Below are 22,117 nucleotides of genomic sequence, written 5' to 3'. Positions count from 1 at the left end.
TCACGGGGGAACAACCGGGGGCTTCGCGTCTGCAGGGCAGCCTTGGGAGGCCGCACATTGAGAACGTAAGACCTGTACGGCCCCTCGGTCAAGCCGAGTTGGAGCACTCAGGCAACTTCTTGACGGGGGCCTTCACCAGTCCACCACGTAGACGCCACTCGTCACGGTCCGTGACGAACAGCTACCTCACCGGCGTCCCAGTGGTCCTCGGCAGTACCTCATATCCGTCTGAACACTGCCGTACCAGATGGTCGGCGAACGGCTCGGAGGGGTCATCGGCGAAATGCCGACGCTCGGCGGGAACCCACCTCTCCCAGAAGTCGCTCTGTGCCGAACCGTCCCGCCGGCGCCCGCGCGCCCACGCGTCCTCAGGGGGTGTCTCCATCCACAGCAGCTGCGCCAGATGCGGCCGCAGCGCACGACGGCCCGCCCCGACCCCCTCGACGAGGATCACGGGCGCGGGCGGCAGGGCGCGGGCCGGCCCGAAGTCACGCCGCCGCCAGTCGTACGGGCGATAGCGCGCGGTCTCTCCGCGGCCCAGCGGCTCGACGACCTCTCGGAGCAGCCGCCCGGTCCACGCGAAGAGCTCGTCGTGCGTGGCGATGTCGTCCAGACGCAGCACGGGAACGCCGCCCAGCGCCCCGGCCAGGCAGTCCGCGAACGTGGACTTGCCGGACCCTGCGTGTCCGTCGACGCCGACGAGCCGGACGGAGCCGCAGGAGGGCGGCAGCCGGCGCAGCCGGTGGGCGAGGGTGTGAAGACGAATGGGTGTTTCCTGAATCCTGAATACGGAGGCGCGCTGCGAAGGTGCACCGCATACATTACCGAGACCCGTACGGCCGGAAACATGCCAGTGGTATTGACCAATATTGGTCGGCGCCGCGACGCCCGAAGTGCTGGCAGAAGCCGTGATCACGTTCCATAGTTGGCGCACACCCACCCCGCATCACTCACGTATGGGGCCAGCCCGTTCCGGACACCTGGGGGTCTTTCGTCCATGACCAGAGCTGAACAGCCGTCCCGCAGAACCGTCCTGACCGCGGCGGTGGCAGCGGCCGTCGCGGGAGCGGCGAGCCCGGCCGCCGCCGCGGATACGAGTGCCCGCACCGCGGAAGCCGGCACCGCGAAAACCCCGGCCGTCGCCGCCGTGTCGAAAGCGCCCTCCGAGCTCGTGGACAACCACGCCTGGACCTCGTACGCCGACTGGCGCGGTGGCAGCGTGGAAGGGGCCCGTGCCGTGCCGGGGGCGCGCCCCGGTCTGGAGATCGGGACCCCGAAGGGCCGCAGCGACTACCCGGACCCGCACACCGGCACGACCGCGACCTGGGAGTACGCGCGCTGGACCTCGCCGGTCCACCGCCTCGCCGTCCCCGCCACCGAGGTCATCGCCTCCTGGAACGCGCGGACCCCGGCGGGCACCTGGCTGCAGATCGAACTGACGGGCACGTACTCCGACGGCACGGACACCCCCTGGTACGTGCTGGGCCGCTGGGCGTCCGGTGACCAGGACATCCGACGGACCTCGGTGGACGACCAGAGCGACGGGAGGAGCAGCGTCTGGACGGACACCTTCGCCATCGACGACGCGGCCTCGGGGCTGCGCCTGGTGTCGTACCGGCTGCGGCTGACCCTCTACCGCAAGCCCGGGTCGAAGGCCACGCCGACGGTGTGGCGGCTCGGCGCGATGGGCTCCGACGTTCCGGACCGCTTCACCGTCCCGGCGTCGGCGCCCGGTCTGGCGCGGGAGCTGACGGTGCCGCGCTACTCGCAGGAGATCCACGCGGGCCAGTACCCCGAGTACGACAACGGCGGCGAGGCCTGGTGCAGCCCCACCTCCTCCCAGATGATCATCGAGTACTGGGGGCGGAGGCCCACGGCCGAGGCGCTGGCCTGGGTCGAGCCCGAGTACGCGGACCCGCAGGTGTGCCACGCGGCGCGGTACACGTTCGACTACCAGTACGACGGCTGCGGCAACTGGCCCTTCAACGCCGCGTACGCCGCGACGTACGACGGTCTCCAGGGCGTGGTGACCAGGCTCGGCTCGCTCGCCGACCTGGAGACCCTGATCGCGGCCGGTATCCCGGTCATCACGTCCCAGTCGTTCCTCGCGTCCGAACTGACGGGCGCGGGGTACGGCACGGCCGGGCACCTGATGACGGTCATCGGCTTCACCGCCGACGGCGACGTGATCGCCAATGACCCGGCCTCGCCCGACAACGACGCGGTACGGCGCGTCTACAAGCGGCGTGAGTGGGAGAACATCTGGCTCCGCACGAAGAGGTACAACGCCGCGGGCAAGGTCGTCTCGGGCACCGGCGGGGTCTGCTACCTCTACTTCCCGGCCCGCCTCACGGCCGGCCAACGCCAAGCCCTGGCGGAGGCGGGCATTCACTGAGCCCGCCCTGGTAATGGGGCGTGATGGGGTGTGGTGTGCCGTGCGCCACACCCGCCCGTCGGGCGTGACCAAGCTCTCCCCCGCAAAAGCCCGATTCGGTGGCAAGGTGGACGGACCGGTGGGGAGCCGGTGGGGAGAATCCATCGAATGTCGACCGTGAGCGAGCTGCCATGACCACGACCTCTGCCACCGCAGGACGCGTCCGTGCCCGCACGGGCGGCCCCAAGGACGACGGACCGAAGATCTTCGAGCACGTCATGGGCTGGACCTTCGTGCTGGTGCTCGCGATGTTCGTGACGCAGCTCGGCCTGGTCTGACGCCAGGACCCGCCCGGTCGAGAACGGTCGATCACGACTGAGGCAGCTCGAACAGGCTGGAACAGGCTGATCGCACGGCTCTGCCATACTGCGCGTGTCCCGCTCGCAGTTGAGACCAGGTCCGGAATTGAGTATCAGCCCACAGCGCGGTGTCGACCGCCCCGGAGCTCGCGGCACCGACCGTTCCGCGGCCCGCCGTGCCGAACTCCTCGCCATCGGGCGGAAGTTGTTCGCCGACACGTCGTACGACGCCCTGTCGATGGACGACATCGCCAAACAGGCGCACGTGGCCAAGGGATTGATCTACTACTACTTCCGGTCCAAGCGGGGCTATTACCTCGCGATCGTCGAGGACTCGGTGGCGGAGCTGATCTCCCGGGCAGCCGGCGGTCTCGAACTGCCCCCGGAGGAACGGGTGCACCGCACCATCGACGGCTATCTGCGCTATGCCGAGCACAACCAGGCCGCGTACCGGACGATCATCAGCGGCGGTGTCGGCTTCGACGCCGAGGTGCACGCCATCCGCGAGGGCGTGCGGGAAGCCATCGTCGAGACCATCGCCGAAGGGGCGTACGGGCGGCGGAAGGTGGGCCCGCTGCCCCGTATGGCGCTGCTCGGCTGGCTGTGCGGCGTGGAGGGGGCCACCCTCGACTGGATCGACCACTTCGATCTGTCGCGCGACCTCATGCGTGAGCTGCTGGTGAAGATGCTCGGCGCCACGATGCGCGCCATCGAGGAGCTGGACGTCTCGTATCCGGCCCCGCGGGCCGCGCGCCGGGACGCCTGAACGAAGGCGAGGCCCGCCGCGGGGACAGGCGAGGCCCGCAGCGGGGACACTGGTGCGGCAGTTGGGGCGGGGGAGCCCACCTGTCGGCCCCTCTCCGCCCCAACAACCCTGTCGCTGACGCTAGTTGATCGCCTTGATCAGTTCGCCGTCCGACGTGTCGCCGCTCAGCTCCCAGAAGAACGTGCCGCCCAGGTCCTGCGCGTTCTTGTAGCTCATCTTCTCGGCGATGGTCGACGGGGTGTCGTAACTCCACCAGTCGTTACCGCACTTGGCGTACGCCGTGCCGCCCACCGTGCCGGTCGCCGGGCACTTCGCCTTGAGCACCTTGTAGTCGTCGATGCCCTGCTCGTACGTGCCCGCCGCCGGGCCGGTCGCCGTGCCGCCGGGCGCGTCCTGGGTGACACCGGTCCAGCCGCGCCCGTAGAAGCCGATGCCGAGCAGCAGCTTCGCGGCCGGGATGCCCATGTCCTTGAGCTTGGCGATCGTCGCGGAGGTGTGGAACTCCGCCTTAGGGATCCCCGAGTAGGAGTTCAGCGCGGAGTGCGGAGCCGTGGGTCCTGTCGCGTCCCAGGCGCCGAAGAAGTCGTACGTCATCGGGTTGTACCAGTCGACGTACTGGGCGGCACCGGCGTAGTCCGCCGCGTCGAGCTTGCCGCCGGCGGTGGCGTCGGCCGGGATCGCCGAGGTGACAAGCGCGGAGCCGCCGAACTTGGCGCGGACGGCCGACATCAGGTTCGTGTACGCGGCCCTCCCGCTGGTGTCGCAGCTGAGGCCGCAGGTGTTGGGGTACTCCCAGTCGATGTCGATCCCGTCGAAGACGTCCGCCCACTTCGAGTTCTCGACCAGGTCGTAGCAGGACTGGGCGAAGGCGGCGGGGTCCTTGGCCGCCTCCGTGAAGCCGCCGGACCAGGTCCAGCCGCCGAAGGACCACAGGACCTTGAGGTTCGGGTTCTTCGCCTTCAGCTCGCGCAGTTGGTTGAAGTTGCCGCGCAGCGGCTGGTCCCAGGTGTCCGCGACCCCGTCGACCGACTCGTCGGCGGTGTGGGTCCGCTCGGTGGCCGCGTAGGAGTCGCCCATCGCGCACTTGCCGCCGGTGACGTTGCCGAAGGCGTAGTTGATGTGCGTCAGTCTGCCCGCCGAGCCGGACGTCTGGACGTTCTTGACCAGGTACTTCCGGTCGTAGGTGCCCCATTCGGTGAAATAGCCGACGACCTTGGAGCCGGCTGCGGCGGGGGTGGCCGCTTCGGAGGTGGCCGCCGTGGGGGTCGCGGCCTTCCCGGTCGTACCGGCCGCGGTGGCCGTGCCCGCGCCTGCGAGCAGCCCGGCGCCGAGAACGGCGCAACAGGCGGCGGACAGGAGCGCCCGGAACCGGACGCGGGGGCGGAGTGTGGTGAGCATCGGGTCTCCTCGTGGGGGAGAGGGGAACAGGACCGATTGGCGTGAACGCCGATTGGCATGAACGCGGTGAAGCGTTTGCGGCGAAAGAGTAGGAGGACTAGACCAGTTGGTCAATGGTGCGGACCAATTCCGGCTCCCGCCCGACTCCTGTCCGGTACTCTTGAGTAAGCGGTCGTTAACTGGTGACTCGGTGCCTCCGATCGGGCATACTCACCGCACACAGCCGCTGATCAGCCGCTTCCGTGACCCGGAGGCGCGAGCATCGTCGGTGCCCGTAAGACCCGGCGGGGCAGCCCCACCCAGGTGTGCGTTCGCCGATGTGCCCGACAGGGAGGAGAGCGTCGCCATGCCTGACCGCGCCCCGCAGCCGGTGGACCGGCAACTGCCCACGGACGAGGCCCGGGATCTGATCTCGCTGGTCCGCGACATCGCGCAGCGTGAGATCGCCCCGAAGGCGGCCGAGGAGGAGGACGCCGGACGCTTCCCGCGCGAGGTCTTCACCCTGCTCTCGGAGTCGGGACTGCTCGGCCTCCCGTACGACTCCGAGTACGGCGGCGGGGACCAGCCGTACGAGGTCTATCTCCAGGTCCTCGAAGAACTCGCCGGGGCCCGCCTCACCGTGGGCCTGGGAGTCAGCGTGCACTCGCTCGCCTGCCACGCCCTCGCCAACTACGGCACCAAGGAGCAACAGGCCGAGCACCTCCCGGACATGCTCGGCGGCGGCCTCCTGGGCGCCTACTGCCTCTCCGAGCCGGCCTCCGGCTCGGACGCGGCGTCGCTGCGCACGAAGGCCGTGCGGGGCGACGGAGGATCATGGGCGCTCACCGGCACCAAGGCCTGGATCACGCACGGCGGGATCGCGGACTTCTGCACGGTGCTCGCGCGGACCGGCGGCGAGGGGGCGCGGGGCATCACGGCGTTCCTGGTGCCCGGTGACGCCGAGGGGCTGAGTGCCGCGGCGCCCGAGAAGAAGATGGGCATGAAGGGCTCGCCCACCGCCCAGGTCCACTTCGACGGGGTGCGGATCTCCGACGACCGGCGCATCGGCGAGGAGGGGCAGGGCTTCGCCATCGCCCTGTCCGCGCTGGACTCCGGACGGCTCGGCATCGCGGCGTGCGCCGTCGGGGTCGCCCAGGCCGCCCTGGACGAGGCCGTCGCCTACGCCACCGGGCGCGAGCAGTTCGGCCGGCCGATCGCGGACTTCCAGGGCCTGCGCTTCATGCTCGCGGACATGGCGACCCGGATCGAGGCGGGCCGCGCGCTGTATCTCACCGCGGCCCGCCTGCGTGATGCCCAACGGCCCTTCGCCCGGCAGGCCGCCATGGCGAAGCTGTTCTGCACCGACACCGCGATGCAGGTCACCATCGACGCCGTGCAGGTGCTCGGCGGGTACGGCTACACGGCGGACTTCCCCGTCGAGCGGTACATGCGCGAGGCCAAGGTGCTGCAGATCGTCGAGGGCACCAATCAGATCCAGCGCATGGTCATCGCCCGTCACCTCGCGGGTCCCGAGTCACGCTGAACCGCCGGTACGCGTACATCGCCGAAGGGGCCACGAGCCTGGCCCACTCCGGGTCGTGGTGTCCCGGCAGGGTCCGGCCCCGGTCGGACCAGGCGCGCATCATCGCGCGGTAGATCGGAGGGTCCGGGGGCTGGTGGGATTCGCGGGTCTCGTGTGGCGTGTGCGACTGGGACCGTTGCTGGGGCTCGTGAGGCTCGTGGGCCCGTGGCTCACGGGGCTTCAGGGGATTCTGAGTCACTCGCGTCCACTGTGGTTCCTGGGGCCGTTGATTCGTCTGGGCCGCTTGGGTTCCTTGAGTGCCCTGCGTGCCCTGAGCGCTTTGCACATTCTGAGTTCGCTGAGCTTCCTGAGTTCCCTGGGAAACCGATTCTGCGAAGGGAAGAAGGAGCGTGCGACGACGGCCCGTCTCCGTGTATGTGGGGGTCATACCGGGCCAACGCGGCCCGGGCCCGGCAGGTCACCGACGCGCGGATTCGCCAGTGCGTTCGCGACGGACCCGGTACGGGGACCGTCCCGCAGCCGAGGGCCCCGCGGCGGGGGCCCGGCCGAGGAGCGCTCAGGCGGCCTGGCGCCGCATCTCCGGCACCTGCATGGGCCGCGACTCGGGGCCGCCGACGTGCGAGAAGGGCTGGGTCCGCCAGTCGAGTCCCTGAGGGAGCGTCAACAGCAGGGCGGTGTGCTGCTCCTGGACCTCCAGCGTCTCGTCGGCGGGCCGGGCGTCGGCCGCCGAGCGGCCCGTACCGGCACAGACCGTGAGTCCGAAGGGGTTCCACGGCGACGCGCAGAGCGCGTGCTCCGGCAGGCTCTCCTCGTCCGCCAGGAGCGCGATGGGCTGCGCGCAGTCCGGGCAGATCACCCGGTACATCTCGAAGGTGTCGTACGCGTCGAGTTCCTCGTCGTCCAGGGCGTCCGGTTCGACGCCCTCCGGCTCGGGCTCGACGGCCGGCTGCTGCCGCTTGGGCGCGGTACGACCAGGACGCTTCAGACTCTGCATGGATTACTCCCCCTCGGATGGGCCGACAAGGCACTGCGACCTCGGCCACAGCAAGCACTTCCCGTCCCGTCTCCGCGGTAATCACGAGAACATCACGGAAGCCGCCGGTGTCATGTGGCGTTCGTCACATGCCGTCCGTGAGTGCCCGACCCGGCTGGTTTGTCCGCCGCGTGCCCCGCCGGCCGGCCGCGCCCACATCACAAAGCGGGTATGACCTGCGCCGCTGAGTACCCGGGGGGATCAAGGGCACTGTAGGTTCTCCGCCATGGAGGAGCTGGACCGTCACATCGTGCAGCTGCTCGTCGAAGACGGGCGGATGAGCTACACCGACCTGGGCAAGGCCACGGGTCTTTCCACGTCGGCCGTGCACCAGCGGGTGCGTCGGCTGGAGCAGCGCGGCGTCATCCGCGGCTATGCCGCGGTCGTCGACCCGGAGTCCGTGGGACTGCCGCTGACGGCCTTCATCTCGGTGAAACCGTTCGACCCCAGCGCCCCGGACGACATCGCCGAACGACTGGCCGACGTCCCGGAGATCGAGGCCTGCCACAGCGTCGCGGGCGACGAGAACTACATCCTCAAGGTCCGCGTCTCGACACCGCACGAACTGGAGGAACTCCTCGCGCGCCTGCGCTCCCTGGCCGGGGTGTCCACCCGGACGACGGTGGTCCTCTCGACACCGTACGAGGCACGGCCGCCGAAGATCTGACGGCCGCCCCTCCTGCTTGCCGGCCCCCGCACGCTGCTGCCCGGCCCCGCGCACGAGGCCGCCCCGTCGAGGGGCGAGACTGTTCCCCATGAGTGACAGCACCACCGATCCCGAGCCGAACCGTGCCCCGCGCGCGGCATCCTCCGCCGGCTCCGCCGGGCGGGCGCGACCGGCCGCGGACGACCCCCGCCTCCAGGACGACCGTTCCCGCGAAGCGCTGACCGTGCTGCTGCGCGGCGGGGAGGTCCACAGCCCCGCCGATCCGTTCGCCACCGCGATGGTCGTGGAACGCGGGCAGGTCGCCTGGGTCGGTTCCGAGGGCGCCGCCGACGCGTTCTCGGACGGCGTCGACGAGGTGGTGGACCTCGAAGGGGCGCTCGTCACCCCGGCGTTCACCGACGCCCACGTGCACACCACGGCCACCGGCCTCGCCCTCACCGGCCTCGACCTCTCCGACGCCCGCACGCTCGGCGACGCGCTGGCCCGAGTACGGGAGTTCGCGGCCTCCCGCCCCGCCGACCGGGTGCTCCTCGGCCATGGCTGGGACGCCTCCCGCTGGCCCGAGCGACGGCCACCGCGGCGTGCCGAGCTCGACGAGGCGACCGGCGGCCGTCCGCTCTACCTCAGCCGGATCGACGTCCACTCCGCCGTCGCCACCACGGCCCTGCTGGACCTGGCGCCGGGTGTACGCGGGGCGGCCGGATTCGAGGACGGCCAACCGCTCACCCGCGACGCCCATCACGCCGTACGCGCCGCCGCGTTCGCAGCAGTGACGCCGGAGCAGCGTACGGAGGCCCAGCGCGCCGCCCTGCGGCACGCGGCGACGCTCGGTATCGGCTCCGTGCACGAGTGCGCGGGCCCGGAGATCTCCTCCGAGGACGACTTCGCCGGGCTGCTGCGGCTCGCCGCCGAGGAGGCAGGACCCCGCGTCGTCGGCTACTGGGCGGAGCAGGACGTCGCCAAGGCCCGCGCCCTGGGAGCGGCCGGCGCCGCGGGCGACCTCTTCGTGGACGGCGCCCTCGGTTCGCACACGGCCTGCCTGCACCGGCCGTACACCGACGCGGGCCACACGGGTACCGCCTACCTGGACGCCGCCGCCGTCGCCGCCCATGTGGTGGCATGCACCGAGGAAGGGCTCCAGGCGGGCTTCCACGCCATCGGGGACGCCGCCGTGTCCTCGGTGGTCGACGGCATGCGCGCCGCCGCCCAGAAGGTCGGCCCGGCCCGGGTGCGCGCCGCCCGGCACCGCGTCGAGCACGCCGAGATGCTCGACGCCGGGACGATCGCCGCCTTCGCCGACCTCGGCCTGACCGCCTCCGTCCAGCCGGCCTTCGACGCCCTGTGGGGCGGCGAGGAGGGCATGTACGCCGAGCGACTGGGCGCCGAGCGCGCCCGTACGCTCAACCCCTTCGCCGCCCTGCTGCGCGCCGGAGTGCCGCTCGCCTTCGGTTCCGACAGCCCGGTCACACCGCTCGACCCGTGGGGCACCGTCCGCGCCGCGGCCTTCCATCGGACACCCGGACACCGGGTGTCCGTCCGTGCCGCCTTCACGGCGCACACGCGGGGCGGCTGGCGGGCGGCCGGCCGGGACGACGCCGGGACCCTGGTGCCGGGCGCGCCCGCGGACTACGCGGTGTGGCGCACCGGCGAACTCGTGGTCCAGGCCCCGGACGACCGGGTGGCCCGCTGGTCGACCGACCCGCGCTCCGGCACCCCGGGGTTGCCCGACCTGTCACCCGGTGCCCGCCTGCCCGTCTGCCTGCGCACCGTGGTGGGCGGCCGCACCGTATTCGTACGGCCGGACGAGTGATGTCCCGGGGCGGCGCGGTGCCGATCATGGTCCGACGGCCGGTCGTGCGACCTGCGCATCCTCCGCTCTGACCAGGCACTTTGCGGAAGAACCGCAGGTCGAACGACTGTTGACAGTGAGCGGCAGGTGGCCGGTAGGTTCGGCCGGGTCCACCACCGGACGTCCGACCGGTGAACTTCCGCGCAGTCGCCGCAGCGCAGTTGGGTCAGGGGTGGTGTGCCGCACCGGCGCACCACCACTGGGAGCCAGGCCCAGCGTCCGTGCCACGGGGCGAGGGAACGTTCCGGCCGGATGGTGCGACCCGGGTGGGGCCCGGACGCTCAGTAGACAACGGCTTTCGGTCGATCCGCAGCCAGCGGGTCCCAGGTCGGCCCGAAGGGCGCCGGGCCCCGATCCGCAGTTCCGCCGCCCCCTCGCGGGACTTTCAAGTCGATGCCCTACCAGCGGGAAGAGCAGCGCTCGCTATGGTGGAGCCCCTCTCGCACGGAAGTCTTAAGGGGAAGCTGTGAACGACGGCGTTGAGCGACGGTTCGGCCCGCTCGGCACGACCTTGGTGATCATTCCGACCTTCAACGAGGCGGAGAACATCAAGGCGATCGTGGGCCGGGTGCGGGCGGCCGTGCCCGCGGCGCACGTCCTGATCGCCGATGACAACAGCCCCGACGGCACGGGCAAGCTCGCCGACGAGCTGACCGTCGCGGACGAACACGTCCACGTGCTGCACCGCAAGGGCAAGGAGGGCCTCGGCGCCGCCTACCTCGCGGGCTTCGGCTGGGGCCTCGAACACGGGTACGGCGTCCTGGTGGAGATGGACGCCGACGGCTCGCACCGGCCCGAGGAGCTGCCCCGGCTGCTGACCGCGCTCAAGAGCGCCGACCTGGTGCTCGGATCCCGCTGGGTGCCGGGCGGCCGGGTGGTCAACTGGCCCAAGTCCCGCGAGTTCCTGTCGCGCGGCGGGAGCCTTTACTCGCGCGTCCTGCTCGACGTACCGATCCGTGACGTCACCGGCGGCTACCGGGCCTTCCGGCGCGAGACCCTGGAGCGCCTCGGTCTCGGCGAGGTCTCCTCGCAGGGCTACTGCTTCCAGGTCGACCTGGCCCGCCGGGCCGTCAAGGCGGGCTGTCACGTGGTCGAGGTGCCCATCACCTTCGTCGAGCGGGAACTGGGCGACTCCAAGATGAGCCGCGACATTCTGGTGGAAGCCCTGTGGCGGGTCACCACGTGGGGCGTGGAGGAGCGTGCGGGGCGCGTCCTGGGCCGCAGGAAGCCCCCGGCGGGCTCTGCGTCATAGCTCGCCGCACAGGCAGCCCCACGGGCGCGCACAGGCGCAGGTGCACGCACAGGCAGGGCTGATCACCTGTTTATGTCGTACTGAGCCTGGGCCAGGCACACTGGAGGCATGACGACTGGCGCTTCGATCCCGTCCTCCTCCGCCCGGCCCCGGCGCTCCCGGCTGCTGAGGTTCCTGCCGCTGGGCATCGCCGCGTGGCTCGTGCTGGAGATCTGGCTGCTGACGGTGGTGGCGGGCGCGGCGAGCGGCTTCGCGGTGTTCGTGCTCCTGGTCGCCGGCCTCCTCCTCGGCTCCGTGGTCATCAAGCGGGCCGGCCGCCGGGCCTTTCGCGCGCTCAGTGAGACGCTCCAACAGCAGCAGAACGGTGCGTTGCCGGAGGGCAGGACCAACTCCGAGGGCAACGGCCTGATGATGCTCGGCGGGCTGCTCCTGATGCTGCCGGGGCTGATCTCCGACGCGCTCGGGCTGCTCCTGCTGGTGCCGCCGGTCCAGAAGGCTCTCAGCCGGTACGTGGAGCGTACGTTCGAGCGCAAGGTGCGCGAGGCGGCGGGTACCTTCGGTGACGCCTTCCAGCAGGCCCGCATCCATCGCCCTGACGGCAAGGTCGTCCAGGGAGAGGTCATCCGGGACGACGACGCTCCGCGGGGGCGGCGGGAGGACACGGGCTCGCGCCCCCCGCTGACGGGCTGAGAACCGGCGAGGGTTCTTCGCCCCCGCCGCCCCTACCCATTCCCGTCCCTACTCAGGGGCTCCGCCCCCGAAACCCCCGCTCCTCAAACGCCGGAGGGGTGAAATACCCAGGCGGCCGTGCGGGCCGACCACCCAGGGGCGCGGGGAACTGCGCGACCAGCCACAGCGGGCCCGCACTCGAATGCGCTCAACCGCCGGTCAGGCACACGCACAAAACCGCGGGAACCGTACCCAAAAGTACGGCGCCCGCGGTCGCGTGCGTGCGTTGTATGCCGCCCAACCCCCGGAGGGGCTACGCGGACTTGCGGCTGTCCCGAGGGTGGACCGCGATGTTCATGGCTCCGGATCGAAGCACGGCCAAGCGCTCTTCGAGGACCTCTTCGAGCTCCTCTCGCGTACGCCTTTCCATCAGCATGTCCCAATGCGTACGCGCGGGCTTGGCCTTCTTCTCTTCAGGGCCGTCGCCGTCCACCAGGAGTGCCTGGGCCCCGCAGACCTTGCACTCCCACTCCGGCGGGATCTCCGCCTCCACCGAGAAGGGCATCTCGAATCGATGGCCCTTCTCGCATGCGTACTCCACGGCCTGGCGCGGGGCCAGGTCGATGCCGCGGTCCGTCTCGTAGCTAGTCACCACGAGGCGCGTGCCGCGAAGAGCTCGCTCACTCATGAATCGTGCCTCCCGGGCTTGTCGCCCACAGGACAGGTGTCGCTGTCGTCGTCATCCGGTCAACGTCCGGTCGGCGGTAAAGATTCCCGTTCCGGGCCATGCGTCGCCGTCGTAGCCGCCCCTTGTTGTACCCACCTGCGCCCGGTTTGTCACATCTGACAGTAGATGTCACCTAGCGTTTCGGCATCTTTGACGCGCAGTAACGGTACGCCTGGCAGGCCAAACGCGTACACTACCGCCCTTTGGCTCCGAGTGCTAAATCCTGGCGGGAACGGGGTTGCCCGCGTCGCGTACCGCCCGGCGCACCGGAACCCGCGCGAGCAGCAGGAATCCCACCACGAAGAAGACCACGAGCGAGATGATCGCGTCCCGGTAACTTCCCGTCAGCTGGTAGGTCAGACCGAACAGGAGCGGGCCCAGCCAGCTCATGCCCCGGTCGCTCATCTCGTACGCCGAGAAGTACTCGGCCTCCTTGCCGGGCGGCACCAGATGCGAGAACAGGGACCGGGACAGCGCCTGGCTGCCGCCGAGGACGAGCCCGATGCCGGCGGCGAGGACGAAGAACCAGCCGGGGGCTCCGGCGGGCAGGAAGTACCCGGCGGCCAGCGTGACGGTCCAGGCGACCAGGGACCCGAGAATGGTCCTCTTGGCACCGTACGTCCGGGCCAGCCGGCCCATGCCGAGGGCCCCGGCCACCGCGAGCAGCTGGACCAGCAGCACGGCGACGATCAGTGTCGACTGGTCGAGGCCCAGTTCCTCGGAGCCGTACACGGAGGCCTGCGAGATGACCGTCTGGATGCCGTCGTTGTAGACGAGGTACGCGAGGAGGAAGGCGAGCGTCAGCGGCTGGCGGCGCATGTCGCGCACGGTCGCCGCCAGTTGCCGCCAACCGCCGTGCCTGGACGTGCCCGAGGGACCTGAGATGCCCGAGGTGCCCGAGGAACCCGGCGACGTCGTGCGGCGGTCGCGCAGCCGCTTGAGCGGTATGAGCGTGAAGGCGCCCCACCAGATGCCCGCCGAGGCCAGGCAGATGCGAACCGCCATCGCCTCCGAGACGCCGAAGCTGTCGTGGGCGGTGTAGAACACCAGGTTCGCCACCAGGACCAGCGCGCCCGCCGCGTAGCCGAAGGCCCAGCCCCTCGACGAGACGGCGTCGCGTTCCTCGGGCGGGGCGATCTGCGGCAGATACGAGTTGTAGAGCACCATCGAGACGGCCAGTGAGGCATTGGCCACGATGAGCAGGAGGCCGCCCAGCAGATACCGGTCGCCGTCCAGGAAGAACATGCCCGCGGTGGCCGCGGCGCCCAGATAGGCGGCGAACGCGAGGAGGGGTTTCTTGCGGCCCGTACGGTCGGCCGCCGCGCCCGCCGCCGGCATGACGAAGATCGACAGGATCACGGACGCGGACACGCAGTAGGCGAAGAACGAACCCGCGCGCAGGGGGATCCCCAGCGGGTGCACGAATCCGTCCGCGTCCGAGGCCGCCTTGGCGACCGACGTCAGATAGGGGCCGAGGAACACGGTGAGCACGCTCGTCGAATAGACGGAGCAGGCCCAGTCGTAGAAGTACCAGCCGCGTTGTTCACGCCGCCGTTCGGCGAGCCCGTCGGCGGCCCGTTCCCGCACGGTGTCGGTGCCCACCCGTGCCCTCGCTTCCCCGTCGTGTCCCCGCCGTGTCCTCGTTACGCGGACGCCGTGCGGTGGGTGCGCCCGGGGGCGGTCAGACCCAGGTGCCGCGGTCCTTGAGGACGCCGCGCAGCGTCTCGATGTGATCGGTCATGATGCCATCGACTCCCAGGTCGAGAAGCCGGTGCATCCGCTCGGGTTCGTTGACCGTCCACACGTGGACCTGCAGCCCGCGCGCGTGGGCGGCGCGCACGAAACGGTGGTCGGCCACCGGGACGCCCGACTGCGCCTCGGGAACCTGGGCGCAGACCGCCGACCGGCGCAGCGCGGCGGGTACGCCCCACGACCGCAGGCGCAGCCCCAGTACGCCGCGGGTGCCGTACGAGGTGGCCAGGCGCGGGCCTGCCAGGTGCTGGGCCCGCGCGACCCGTGCCTCGGAGAAGGAGCCGACACAGACGCGGTCCCAGGCGCCGGTGGCGCGGATCAGGTCGAGGAGCGGGCGCAGCGCGGGCTCCGCCTTGACGTCCACGTTCCAGCGGACGTCGGGGAAGGTCTCCAGCAGCTCCTCGAACAGGGGGACCGGTTCGGCGCCCGCCACGCGCGCGTGCCGTACGTCGTCCCAGGGGAGGTCCGCTATCCGGCCCGCCCCGTCGGTCACCCGGTCCAGCGTCGCGTCGTGGAAGGCGACGAGTCTTCCGTCCGCCGTGGCGTGCACGTCGGTCTCGATGTACCGGTAGCCGGCCGCGACCGCGCGGTGGAACTGGACCATGGTGTTCTCCAGGCCGTCGGCGGCTCCGCCCCGGTGGGCGAAGGCGATGGGGCCGGGATGGTCGAGGTAGGGATGGCGTATGCGCGGGATCACCCGCGCAGTATCGCCCGCTCCGATGGCCCGGTGGCAACGACCGTGCTGCCTGCCGGTGATGCCGAGGGGACGGCGAACACGCGCAGGAAGAGCTGGGCCAGCGGCCCGATGGCCACCGCGTACACGACCGTGCCCGCACCGACCGTGCCACCGAGGACGAAGCCCGTCGCCACCACCGCCACTTCGAGTGTCGTGCGCACCAGGCGGATCGAGCGGCCGGTGCGCCGGTGGAACCCCGTCATCAGGCCGTCGCGCGGACCCGGACCGAAACGCGCCGCTATGTACAGGCCCGTCGCCACGCCGTTGACCAGGATGCCCGCCACCAGCAGCGGGACACGGACCGCGAGGGCGTGCGGGTCCGGGAGCAGGGCGAGCGTGCCGTCCATCGCGAGGCCGACCACGAAGACGTTGGACACCGTGCCGAGGCCCGGGCGCTGGCGCAGCGGGATCCACAGGAGAAGGACGGCCGCTCCGACGAAGATCGACACGACGCCGATCGTCAGCCCGGTCAGCTCGGCGAGGCCCTGATGCAGCACACCCCAGGGCTCCAGGCCGAGACCCGCCTCCACGAGGAGGGCCGAACTCGCTCCGTACAGGGCCAGACCCACGTACAGCTGAAGGAGTCGGCGGGTGAGGTGGCCCGACGGCGTACTGGACAAGGTGCGCTCCCCTGGTGGTGATACTGGACTTACTCGTGGCACTCTGAGGCGTGAGGAGAAACCTCTTCCATGGCCAATTCGGAGAAGGTGGACTGAAATCATGGCGCAGTGGACTTCGGCGGTGGGGGCCGCTCAGCTCGCCCGGTTGCTCAACTCCCAGCAGGAGCGCCCGGCGGGCCCCGGCACGCGGCGTCCGCCCGCCTACCGGGCCCTCGCCGACGGCGTCCGGCTGCTCGTCCTCGAAGGCCGGGTGCCCGTGGCCGCGCGGCTGCCCGCCGAGCGCGAGCTGGCCCTCGCGCTGTCCGTCAGCCGCACCACCGTGGCCGCCGCCTACGAGGCGCTGCGCGCCGAGGGTTTCCTGGAGTCCCGCAGGGGCGCGGGCAGCTGGACCGCCGTACCGGCGGGGAACCCGCTGCCCGCGCGCGGCCTCGAACCGCTGCCGCCCGAGGCGCTCGGCTCCCTGATCGACCTGGGCTGCGCGGCCCTGCCCGCACCCGAACCCTGGCTCACCCGCGCCGTCCAGGGCGCGCTTGAGGAACTGCCGCCGTACGCCCGTACGCACGGCGACTATCCGGCCGGGGTGCCCGCGCTGCGCCAGACGCTCGCCGAGCGGTACACCGCGCGCGGCATCCCCACGATGCCCGAGCAGATCATGGTGACCACCGGAGCCATGGGCGCCATCGACGCCATCTGTCACCTCTTCGGCGGGCGCGGGGAACGCATCGCGGTCGAGTCGCCCCTGTATGCCAACGTCCTTCAGCTGATGCGTGAGGCCGGGGCCCGTCTGGTGCCCGTGGCCATGGCGGAGGGGTTCGCGGGCTGGGACATGGACCGCTGGCGGCAGGTGCTGCGCGAGGCGGCGCCCCGCCTGGCCTACGTCGTCGCCGACTTCCACAACCCGACCGGCGCGCTCGTCGGGGAGGACCAGCGACGGCAGCTCGTCGACGCCGCGCGGTCGGCCGGCACCGTGGTGATCGTGGACGAGACCATGAGCGAGCTGCACCTGGATGAAGGGCTCGAACTGCCGCGCCCCGTCTGTGCTTTCGACCCGGCCGGGTCCACCGTCGTCACGGTCGGTTCGGCCAGCAAGGCCTTCTGGGCCGGAATGCGGATCGGTTGGGTCCGCGCCGCGCCCGAGGTGATCCGCAGCCTGGTCGCGGCCCGCGCCTACGCCGACCTCGGCACTCCCGTCCTGGAACAGCTCGCCGTGAACTGGCTGCTCAGTACGGGCGGCTGGGAGCAGGCCGTGGAGATGCGGCGCGACCAGGCCCGCGAGAACCGGGACGCGCTGGTGGCGGCCCTGCGCCGGGAGCTGCCCGGATGGGAGTTCGACGTGCCGAACGGCGGGCTCACCCTGTGGGTGCGCACGGGAGGACTGTCCGGCTCGCGGCTGGCCGAGGTCGGCGAACGGGTGGGCGTACGCGTGCCGTCCGGACCCCGGTTCGGCGTGGACGGGGCCTTCGAAGGCTATGTGCGCCTGCCGTTCACCGTCAGTGGCGCGGTCGCGGACGAGGCGGTGGCGCGGCTGGCGGCGGCGGCCCGGCTGGTCGAGACGGGCGCGCACGGAGGAACCGACACGCCGCGCACGTTCGTGGCGTGACGCGTCTCGGGCGGGGCCGCGCTCGCGCTGCGCGGGGCCCGGGATCACGGGTGCGGGTGCGTCGTGGCTTGTCGCGCAGTTCCCCGCGCCCCTAAAAGCTTGCGTTCCCCGAGAGCCGGCCGAAGGGGCGCGGGGAACTGCGCGCCCAGCCACGATGGACGGGAGGTGTCAGGCCGTGGTCAGCCCTCTGCTACCACGCCCACCGGGCCCGGCGCCGCGACGCGGACGGGGTCGGCCGGTGCCTCGGCCACGGGGGGCGCGTCCACCGGAGGGGTGTGCCCCGGCAGCAGGGCGAGTACCGCCTGGCGGTGGGTCTCGCTGGTCGCCTCGTCGTACGGGTCCGGCGTCGCCGGCACCTGGAGGCGGTGGACCGGGCCCGTGCCCAGCCGGGCATACCCCCGGCCGGCCGGTACGTCCGGCGCGGGCGTCGTGTGCGGCGGCGCCCCGAGCACCGCTTCGACCCAGCCCGACGACGCCGGTCCGAGGACGACACGCGCGCGCGTGTGCGCCAGTACCGCCTCGCCGAGCGACTCCATGGCGTCGAACTGCTCGGCCACCACGACCGTCACCGCTACCGCGCGGCCGTGCCGCAACGGCACCTGGAGCAAGGTCCCCGGATCCTTACCGCCGTCGGCCGGCGCGAGGTTGCCGAGCACGGTCGGGCGGTCCAGCAGGAGCCACAGGGGACGCCTCGTGTCCTCCGGTGGAGTGAGGCCCGCCTGCCGGGCCCGGTTCGCGGCGAGGAGGCGGCGCTCCGTCTCGCGCGCCGCCCATTCGAGGCCGGCCGGCGCGCCCGCCGGGCCGCACTCGATGCCCAGGACACCGGCGCGCCCCGCCAGGCACGCGAACTCGCCCGTACCGCCGCCCTCGATGATCAGCACGTCACCGTGCTGGAGGGCCTGCAGCGCGATCGAGCGCAGCAGGGTGGTCGTGCCGCTGCCGGGTCCGCCGACCGCGAGCAGGTGCGGCTCGGTCGAGCGCACGCCGGTGCGCCAGATCACCGGCGGGACGTCCCGCCGGTCCTCGCCGAACGCGAGGGGCAGGGTGCGCGGGACGCCGGCCGGGTCGGTGAAGCCGAGGACGGTCTCGCCCGGCGCCGTGACGAACCGCTGGGCGGCGATGTCGGTGGGCAGCGGAGGCAGCACCGCGACCGTGAGCTGGTTGCCCTCCTCGTCCCAGGCGAAGTGGTACTCCCGGCCGCGGCCCGACTTGGCGTGCAGCAGTTGCTCGATCCGGGCCCGGGAATCCGCCTCCCCGTCGGTGAAGTAGGCGGGGTAGCGGATGGTCAGGTGGGAGACGCGGCCGGTGTCGTCGAACTCGTACGAGTCGAAGGCCTTCCCCCACTCGCCGCCGTGGGCGTAGAGAGGCGCCGGGTCCTCGGGGACCGAGAAGTACGGCACGAGCGCCTCGTAGAGGGACTCCAGACGCTTGCCCTGCACCTCGTCGGGCCCTGCCGGCATGGACGGGGTGCGGTCCCTGCCCTGCCATGCGGCCGCCGCCATCAGGGTGATGACGGCCAGCAGCGGCCCGTACGGAACGAGGGCCACGGTCAGGACGACCGAGGCCACCAGGAACAGCAGTGGACCGCGCCGGTCCTTGGGGGTGCCCGCCCACTTGCGCCGGCCGGCGGCCGCCAGCCGGCGCAGTCCACGGCTGATCGTGATCAGCGGGTGGAGGACGTCGGTGGCGCTGTCGGCGGCCGTCCGGGCCAGGTCCCGGCCGCGGGCGAGCTGCGCGCTGCCGGTACTCAGAATGCGGGGGAGGGGGCGCCGGGCCACTGCTGTCTCCTGGAGGTGCGTGCGGAGGGACGGAGGTCAGAACTTGATCCCGCCGAGCAGCCCGGCCAGGCTCGCGCTGCCGGCCGTGATGCTCGGTGCGATGGCGGTACCCGCGAGGTAGAACCCGAAGAGGGCGCAGACCATCGCGTGGGAGGCCTTGAGGCCGTCCTTGCGGAAGAAGAGAAAGACGATGATGCCGAGCAGAACCACACCTGAGATGGACAGGATCATGAGAGTTCTCCTGGTCGATGGGGACAGTCACCATGAGTACTTCCAGGCTCACAGCATGTATCCATACGACAAAAGGTGCAACTGAGTGAATTACTGCTTATTTCACCTTTATGGCTCTGCTCTGTTCGGCCCCTCGATCGCCCGCTCGACGGTTTGTCGCTTTCGTGCGGATCTTTGCCGCGGGCAGGCCCGGTCATGTGCCCGCGGAGCCAGTACCCTGGCGATTCACTCGTACGGCCGCACCACTTGACGGCCGCACGTTCTCGCAGTCCCGTTCGTTGTCTCAGCGGTCCGCGCACTGTTCCGTGCCGTGTCCCTGCAGTGAGAGGTGGTTCCGTCGATGGGTGAAGCCCCCGACCCCGAGGTCGTGGAGCTGGCGACCAAGATCTTCGATCTGGCCCGGCAGGGACAGACCGAAGCACTCGTGGCGTACGTCGACGCGGGTGTTCCGGCCAACCTCACCAACGACCGCGGCGACTCGCTGGTGATGCTCGCCGCCTACCACGGCCACGCCGACGCCGTGAGCGCCCTCCTGGCGCGCGGTGCGGAGGCGGACAGGATCAACGACCGAGGTCAGACTCCGCTCGCCGGAGCCGTCTTCAAGGGTGAGGACGCCGTCATCCGCGTGCTCCTTGACGCGGGCGCGGACCCCTCGGCGGGGACGCCCTCAGCGGTCGAAACGGCCCGTATGTTCGCCAAGGCGGACCTGCTCGATCTGTTCGGAGCACACTGAACCATCCGCCTTGACCAGGCGAAACAGCTTTTTTGGGGAAGGCGGAACGGGGCCGCCGGAAATGCGGTCGCGGCAGCGAGAACCGCTGAGTCATCATGACGACGTGATTCACGGACGTGATGGCTGGGCAGGTGTTGCCGCACCGCGCGGACCGTGACGCGGCCCGCACGGGCCACCGACGAGAGGCAGAGGAAGATGGTCTACAGCAAGCAGGAAACGGCGGGCGCCCCGACGTGTTGTCACGCGGCCAGGTAGAGCAGGACCCCGGTTGCGTCGACGCTTGATGTGAGGCTGTTTCCCATGTTCGATCCGGTCATAGCGCCCAGCGGTACGCTGCTCGGCCTGCTCCAGAGGGGCCGCGGCGACGGCACGCTGCACGCGCTCACCGCACCGCGGGCCGAAGCGCTCGCGGCGCTCAACCACTGCGTGCTGAGCGACCCCCGCCACGACTGGCAGGTGGAGAACCGCTCCCTCTACTACGCACGTCTCTACCTCGACCTGGGCGGAAGCCTCGGCGACATCGAGGCGCACCTCTTCGACACGACGGACGCGCTCGACACGGACGAGTCACGCACGGGCCTCGCGCTCGCCGTCCTCGGTCATCTCGCCTCGTACGGCAGGCGGGACGCCCTGGAGATGCTGCGGCGGTACGCCGCCTGCGGTGCCAACTGGGCCTGGGCCCTCGACGAACTGGCGCTGCGCGACGACGACGCCGGACTGCGCGCCCTGGCGGCCCCCGTACTCGCCCGGTTCCCCGCCGATCCCGAGGGCGAGGCCGAGCTGGCGGCGGTCGTCCGGGACTCCTTCGAACCGCGGCCCTGGCGGCTGTGGGCCGACGATCCCCGGCAATCCGTCGCCACGCGCGTGCGTGCGGCCCGGGAAGCCGGTTCCTTCGACCGATGGCAGCAACAGATGCGACCGTCCGGGCCGCGTCCCGGATGGAGCGTGCGGGCCGTCTTCGAGTGGGCCCAGCAGGGCATCGAGCGCGGAGCCGCACTCCATGTGCCCGCCGCGCGCTGCCTCACGGCCGTCGCAGGACCCGAGGACCGCCCCGAAATCGTCGAGGCGGCCCGCAGCGGGGACGACGGCGCACGGTGCACCGCCCTGCGCTATCTCGCCGACAGCCAGGATCCCGACGCACTGGACCTGGTCGAGGCCGCACAGGCCTGCGGCTCCCGGCTCGTCGTGGACGCCGCCGTGGACGCCTTCGAGCGGATGCGGAGCGTCGCCGCGGTGGAACGGGCCCGCGGCTGGGCCCACCGGCCCGACGCCCTGGGAGAGGCCGCAGGACGCGTCCTCGCCTGCCGGGGCGGCGCCCAGGACAGCGAACTCGTCCTGGGCGCCCTGCGGGAGGCCGTACGAGGCGAAGGGCCCGACGCGCAGACCCTGTGGACCCTCGTCGACGGCGCCGGACGGCTCGGTATCGCGGGCGCGGCCCCCGTCCTGCGGCACGTCTACCGCGAGACCGCCTCGTCCCATCTGCGCGGCCGGGCGGCACGCGCGCTGGCCGCCACCGACCCGTCCTTCGGTGCGGGCTTCGCCGTCGAGTGCCTCTGGGACTGCGAGGAGACCACCCGCGAAGTGGCCGCACGGCACGCCGAGACCGGGGACGCCCGAGTGGTCGACCAACTCCGCCGGCTGGCCGCAGATCCGGCCGAGGAGGCCGACGTACAGACCGCGGTCCGCAGCCGGATCGGACCGGACGCGTCCGCCGTGTGAGCGTTCCGTCGTCGGCCCGTATCCCGCCGGTACGGGCCCCAGGTCCGCGTCGGCCTCCCCAGCCGCCGCGATCACCGCACACCGCGCGGACATCGTCCACCTGGAGGGCCCGTTCGTTTCGGTGCGGGTTCGTTGTGGCTGGTCGCGCAGTTCCCCGCGCCCCTGAAAAGCAGGGGCGCGGGGAACTGCGCAGTCTTTTGTCTTTAGGGGCGCGGGGAACTGCGCGACCAGCCCCCACCGGCCCGCGGGTGAGGTAACCGGCACCACACAACCCGGCCGAGCCCCCGGCAGGGAATCCCGCGGTACCTTCTTGCGGCGGCCGAGGCATCACG

General features: G+C 71.5%; 20 protein-coding genes. 11 read left to right on the top strand and 9 right to left on the bottom strand.

From position 1 onward, the window contains the following. Window positions 1–181: 181 nt before the first annotated feature. Entirely contained in the window at window positions 182–781 is a 600-nt protein-coding gene (locus AOK01_RS31730) for a uridine kinase family protein (protein WP_079103925.1), read from the bottom strand. A gap of 216 nt (window positions 782–997) precedes the next feature. On the opposite strand from AOK01_RS31730, the gene AOK01_RS31725 reads away from it, so the two are divergent. From AOK01_RS31725 to AOK01_RS31720, 3 genes are all read left to right on the top strand, one after another. After that, the gene (locus AOK01_RS31725) at window positions 998–2,395 is read left to right on the top strand and encodes a peptidase C39 family protein (RefSeq protein ID WP_055517725.1); all 1,398 of its coding nucleotides are present in this window, start codon (window positions 998–1,000) and stop codon (window positions 2,393–2,395) included. A 170-nt stretch (window positions 2,396–2,565) separates the two neighbouring features. Beyond that, a complete protein-coding gene (locus AOK01_RS43065) occupies window positions 2,566–2,712 on the top strand; it encodes an SCO1431 family membrane protein (protein WP_107099976.1) in 147 nt (48 codons plus the stop codon). Between the two features lie 127 nt (window positions 2,713–2,839). Continuing rightward, on the top strand, window positions 2,840–3,499 hold the full coding sequence (locus AOK01_RS31720) for a TetR/AcrR family transcriptional regulator (protein WP_055517723.1): 660 nt from the start codon (window positions 2,840–2,842) through the stop codon (window positions 3,497–3,499). 120 nt (window positions 3,500–3,619) lie between these two features. Here the strand turns inward: AOK01_RS31720 and AOK01_RS31715 are convergent, their stop codons facing one another. Then, a complete protein-coding gene (locus AOK01_RS31715) occupies window positions 3,620–4,897 on the bottom strand; it encodes a glycoside hydrolase family 18 protein (RefSeq protein ID WP_055517721.1) in 1,278 nt (425 codons plus the stop codon). Between the two features lie 346 nt (window positions 4,898–5,243). Between AOK01_RS31715 and AOK01_RS31710 the strand changes: the two genes are divergently transcribed. After that, entirely contained in the window at window positions 5,244–6,419 is a 1,176-nt protein-coding gene (locus tag AOK01_RS31710; RefSeq protein WP_055517719.1) for an acyl-CoA dehydrogenase family protein, read from the top strand. Between the two features lie 556 nt (window positions 6,420–6,975). On the opposite strand, the gene AOK01_RS31705 is transcribed toward AOK01_RS31710, so the two are convergent. Beyond that, a complete protein-coding gene (locus AOK01_RS31705; protein WP_055517717.1) occupies window positions 6,976–7,413 on the bottom strand; it encodes a hypothetical protein in 438 nt (145 codons plus the stop codon). Between the two features lie 265 nt (window positions 7,414–7,678). Between AOK01_RS31705 and AOK01_RS31700 the strand changes: the two genes are divergently transcribed. The 4 genes from AOK01_RS31700 (at window position 7,679) to fxsA (ending at window position 11,910) form a co-directional block, all read left to right on the top strand. After that, window positions 7,679–8,119: an Lrp/AsnC family transcriptional regulator gene (locus tag AOK01_RS31700; protein WP_055517715.1), complete on the top strand. Its 441-nt coding sequence runs from the start codon at window positions 7,679–7,681 to the stop codon at window positions 8,117–8,119. 88 nt (window positions 8,120–8,207) lie between these two features. Beyond that, window positions 8,208–9,929, top strand: coding sequence for an amidohydrolase (locus tag AOK01_RS31695; protein WP_079103922.1), 1,722 nt, complete (start codon window positions 8,208–8,210; stop codon window positions 9,927–9,929). Between the two features lie 505 nt (window positions 9,930–10,434). Then, entirely contained in the window at window positions 10,435–11,220 is a 786-nt protein-coding gene (locus AOK01_RS31690) for a polyprenol monophosphomannose synthase (protein WP_055517714.1), read from the top strand. 108 nt (window positions 11,221–11,328) lie between these two features. Further along, window positions 11,329–11,910 (top strand): FxsA family membrane protein, encoded by a 582-nt coding sequence (fxsA, locus tag AOK01_RS31685; protein WP_055517712.1) that lies wholly within the window; start codon window positions 11,329–11,331, stop codon window positions 11,908–11,910. Window positions 11,911–12,202: 292 nt separating this feature from the next. Here the strand turns inward: fxsA and AOK01_RS31680 are convergent, their stop codons facing one another. The 4 genes from AOK01_RS31680 to yczE all read right to left on the bottom strand — a co-directional run bounded on the left by AOK01_RS31680 (window position 12,203) and on the right by yczE (window position 15,724). Continuing rightward, entirely contained in the window at window positions 12,203–12,577 is a 375-nt protein-coding gene (locus tag AOK01_RS31680; protein WP_003977404.1) for an RNA polymerase-binding protein RbpA, read from the bottom strand. Between the two features lie 255 nt (window positions 12,578–12,832). Further along, a complete protein-coding gene (locus tag AOK01_RS31675; protein ID WP_055517710.1) occupies window positions 12,833–14,218 on the bottom strand; it encodes an MFS transporter in 1,386 nt (461 codons plus the stop codon). Between the two features lie 79 nt (window positions 14,219–14,297). Continuing rightward, on the bottom strand, window positions 14,298–15,065 hold the full coding sequence (locus tag AOK01_RS31670) for a glycerophosphodiester phosphodiesterase family protein (RefSeq protein ID WP_055517708.1): 768 nt from the start codon (window positions 15,063–15,065) through the stop codon (window positions 14,298–14,300). Beyond that, a complete protein-coding gene (gene yczE, locus AOK01_RS31665; RefSeq protein ID WP_055517706.1) occupies window positions 15,062–15,724 on the bottom strand; it encodes a membrane protein YczE in 663 nt (220 codons plus the stop codon). Before yczE ends, AOK01_RS31670 begins: the two co-directional genes overlap by 4 nt. A 100-nt stretch (window positions 15,725–15,824) precedes the next feature. On the opposite strand from yczE, the gene AOK01_RS31660 reads away from it, so the two are divergent. Continuing rightward, the gene (locus AOK01_RS31660; protein ID WP_055517705.1) at window positions 15,825–17,324 is read left to right on the top strand and encodes an SCO1417 family PLP biosynthesis transcription factor; all 1,500 of its coding nucleotides are present in this window, start codon (window positions 15,825–15,827) and stop codon (window positions 17,322–17,324) included. Window positions 17,325–17,503: 179 nt separating this feature from the next. Here AOK01_RS31660 and AOK01_RS31655 read toward each other — a convergent pair whose 3' ends face one another. Both AOK01_RS31655 and AOK01_RS31650 read right to left on the bottom strand, forming a co-directional pair. Continuing rightward, window positions 17,504–19,102, bottom strand: a complete 1,599-nt coding sequence (locus AOK01_RS31655) for a hypothetical protein (RefSeq protein WP_055517702.1) — start codon at window positions 19,100–19,102, stop codon at window positions 17,504–17,506. Window positions 19,103–19,138: 36 nt separating this feature from the next. Beyond that, complete coding sequence (locus AOK01_RS31650) at window positions 19,139–19,333, bottom strand: hypothetical protein (RefSeq protein WP_055517700.1); 195 nt, start codon at window positions 19,331–19,333, stop codon at window positions 19,139–19,141. Window positions 19,334–19,673: 340 nt separating this feature from the next. Here AOK01_RS31650 and AOK01_RS31645 point away from each other — a divergent pair, with 340 nt between their 5' ends. Further along, a complete protein-coding gene (locus tag AOK01_RS31645) occupies window positions 19,674–20,066 on the top strand; it encodes an ankyrin repeat domain-containing protein (protein WP_055517699.1) in 393 nt (130 codons plus the stop codon). Between the two features lie 300 nt (window positions 20,067–20,366). Further along, the gene (locus tag AOK01_RS31640) at window positions 20,367–21,785 is read left to right on the top strand and encodes a hypothetical protein (protein WP_055517697.1); all 1,419 of its coding nucleotides are present in this window, start codon (window positions 20,367–20,369) and stop codon (window positions 21,783–21,785) included. Window positions 21,786–22,117 lie beyond the last annotated feature (332 nt).

This window comes from Streptomyces aurantiacus, assembly GCF_001418335.1.
GTDB lineage: Bacteria > Actinomycetota > Actinomycetes > Streptomycetales > Streptomycetaceae > Streptomyces > Streptomyces aurantiacus.
The sequence above is the reverse complement of the archived record's forward strand: the minus strand, read 5'-3'. Positions and strand labels throughout refer to the sequence as shown.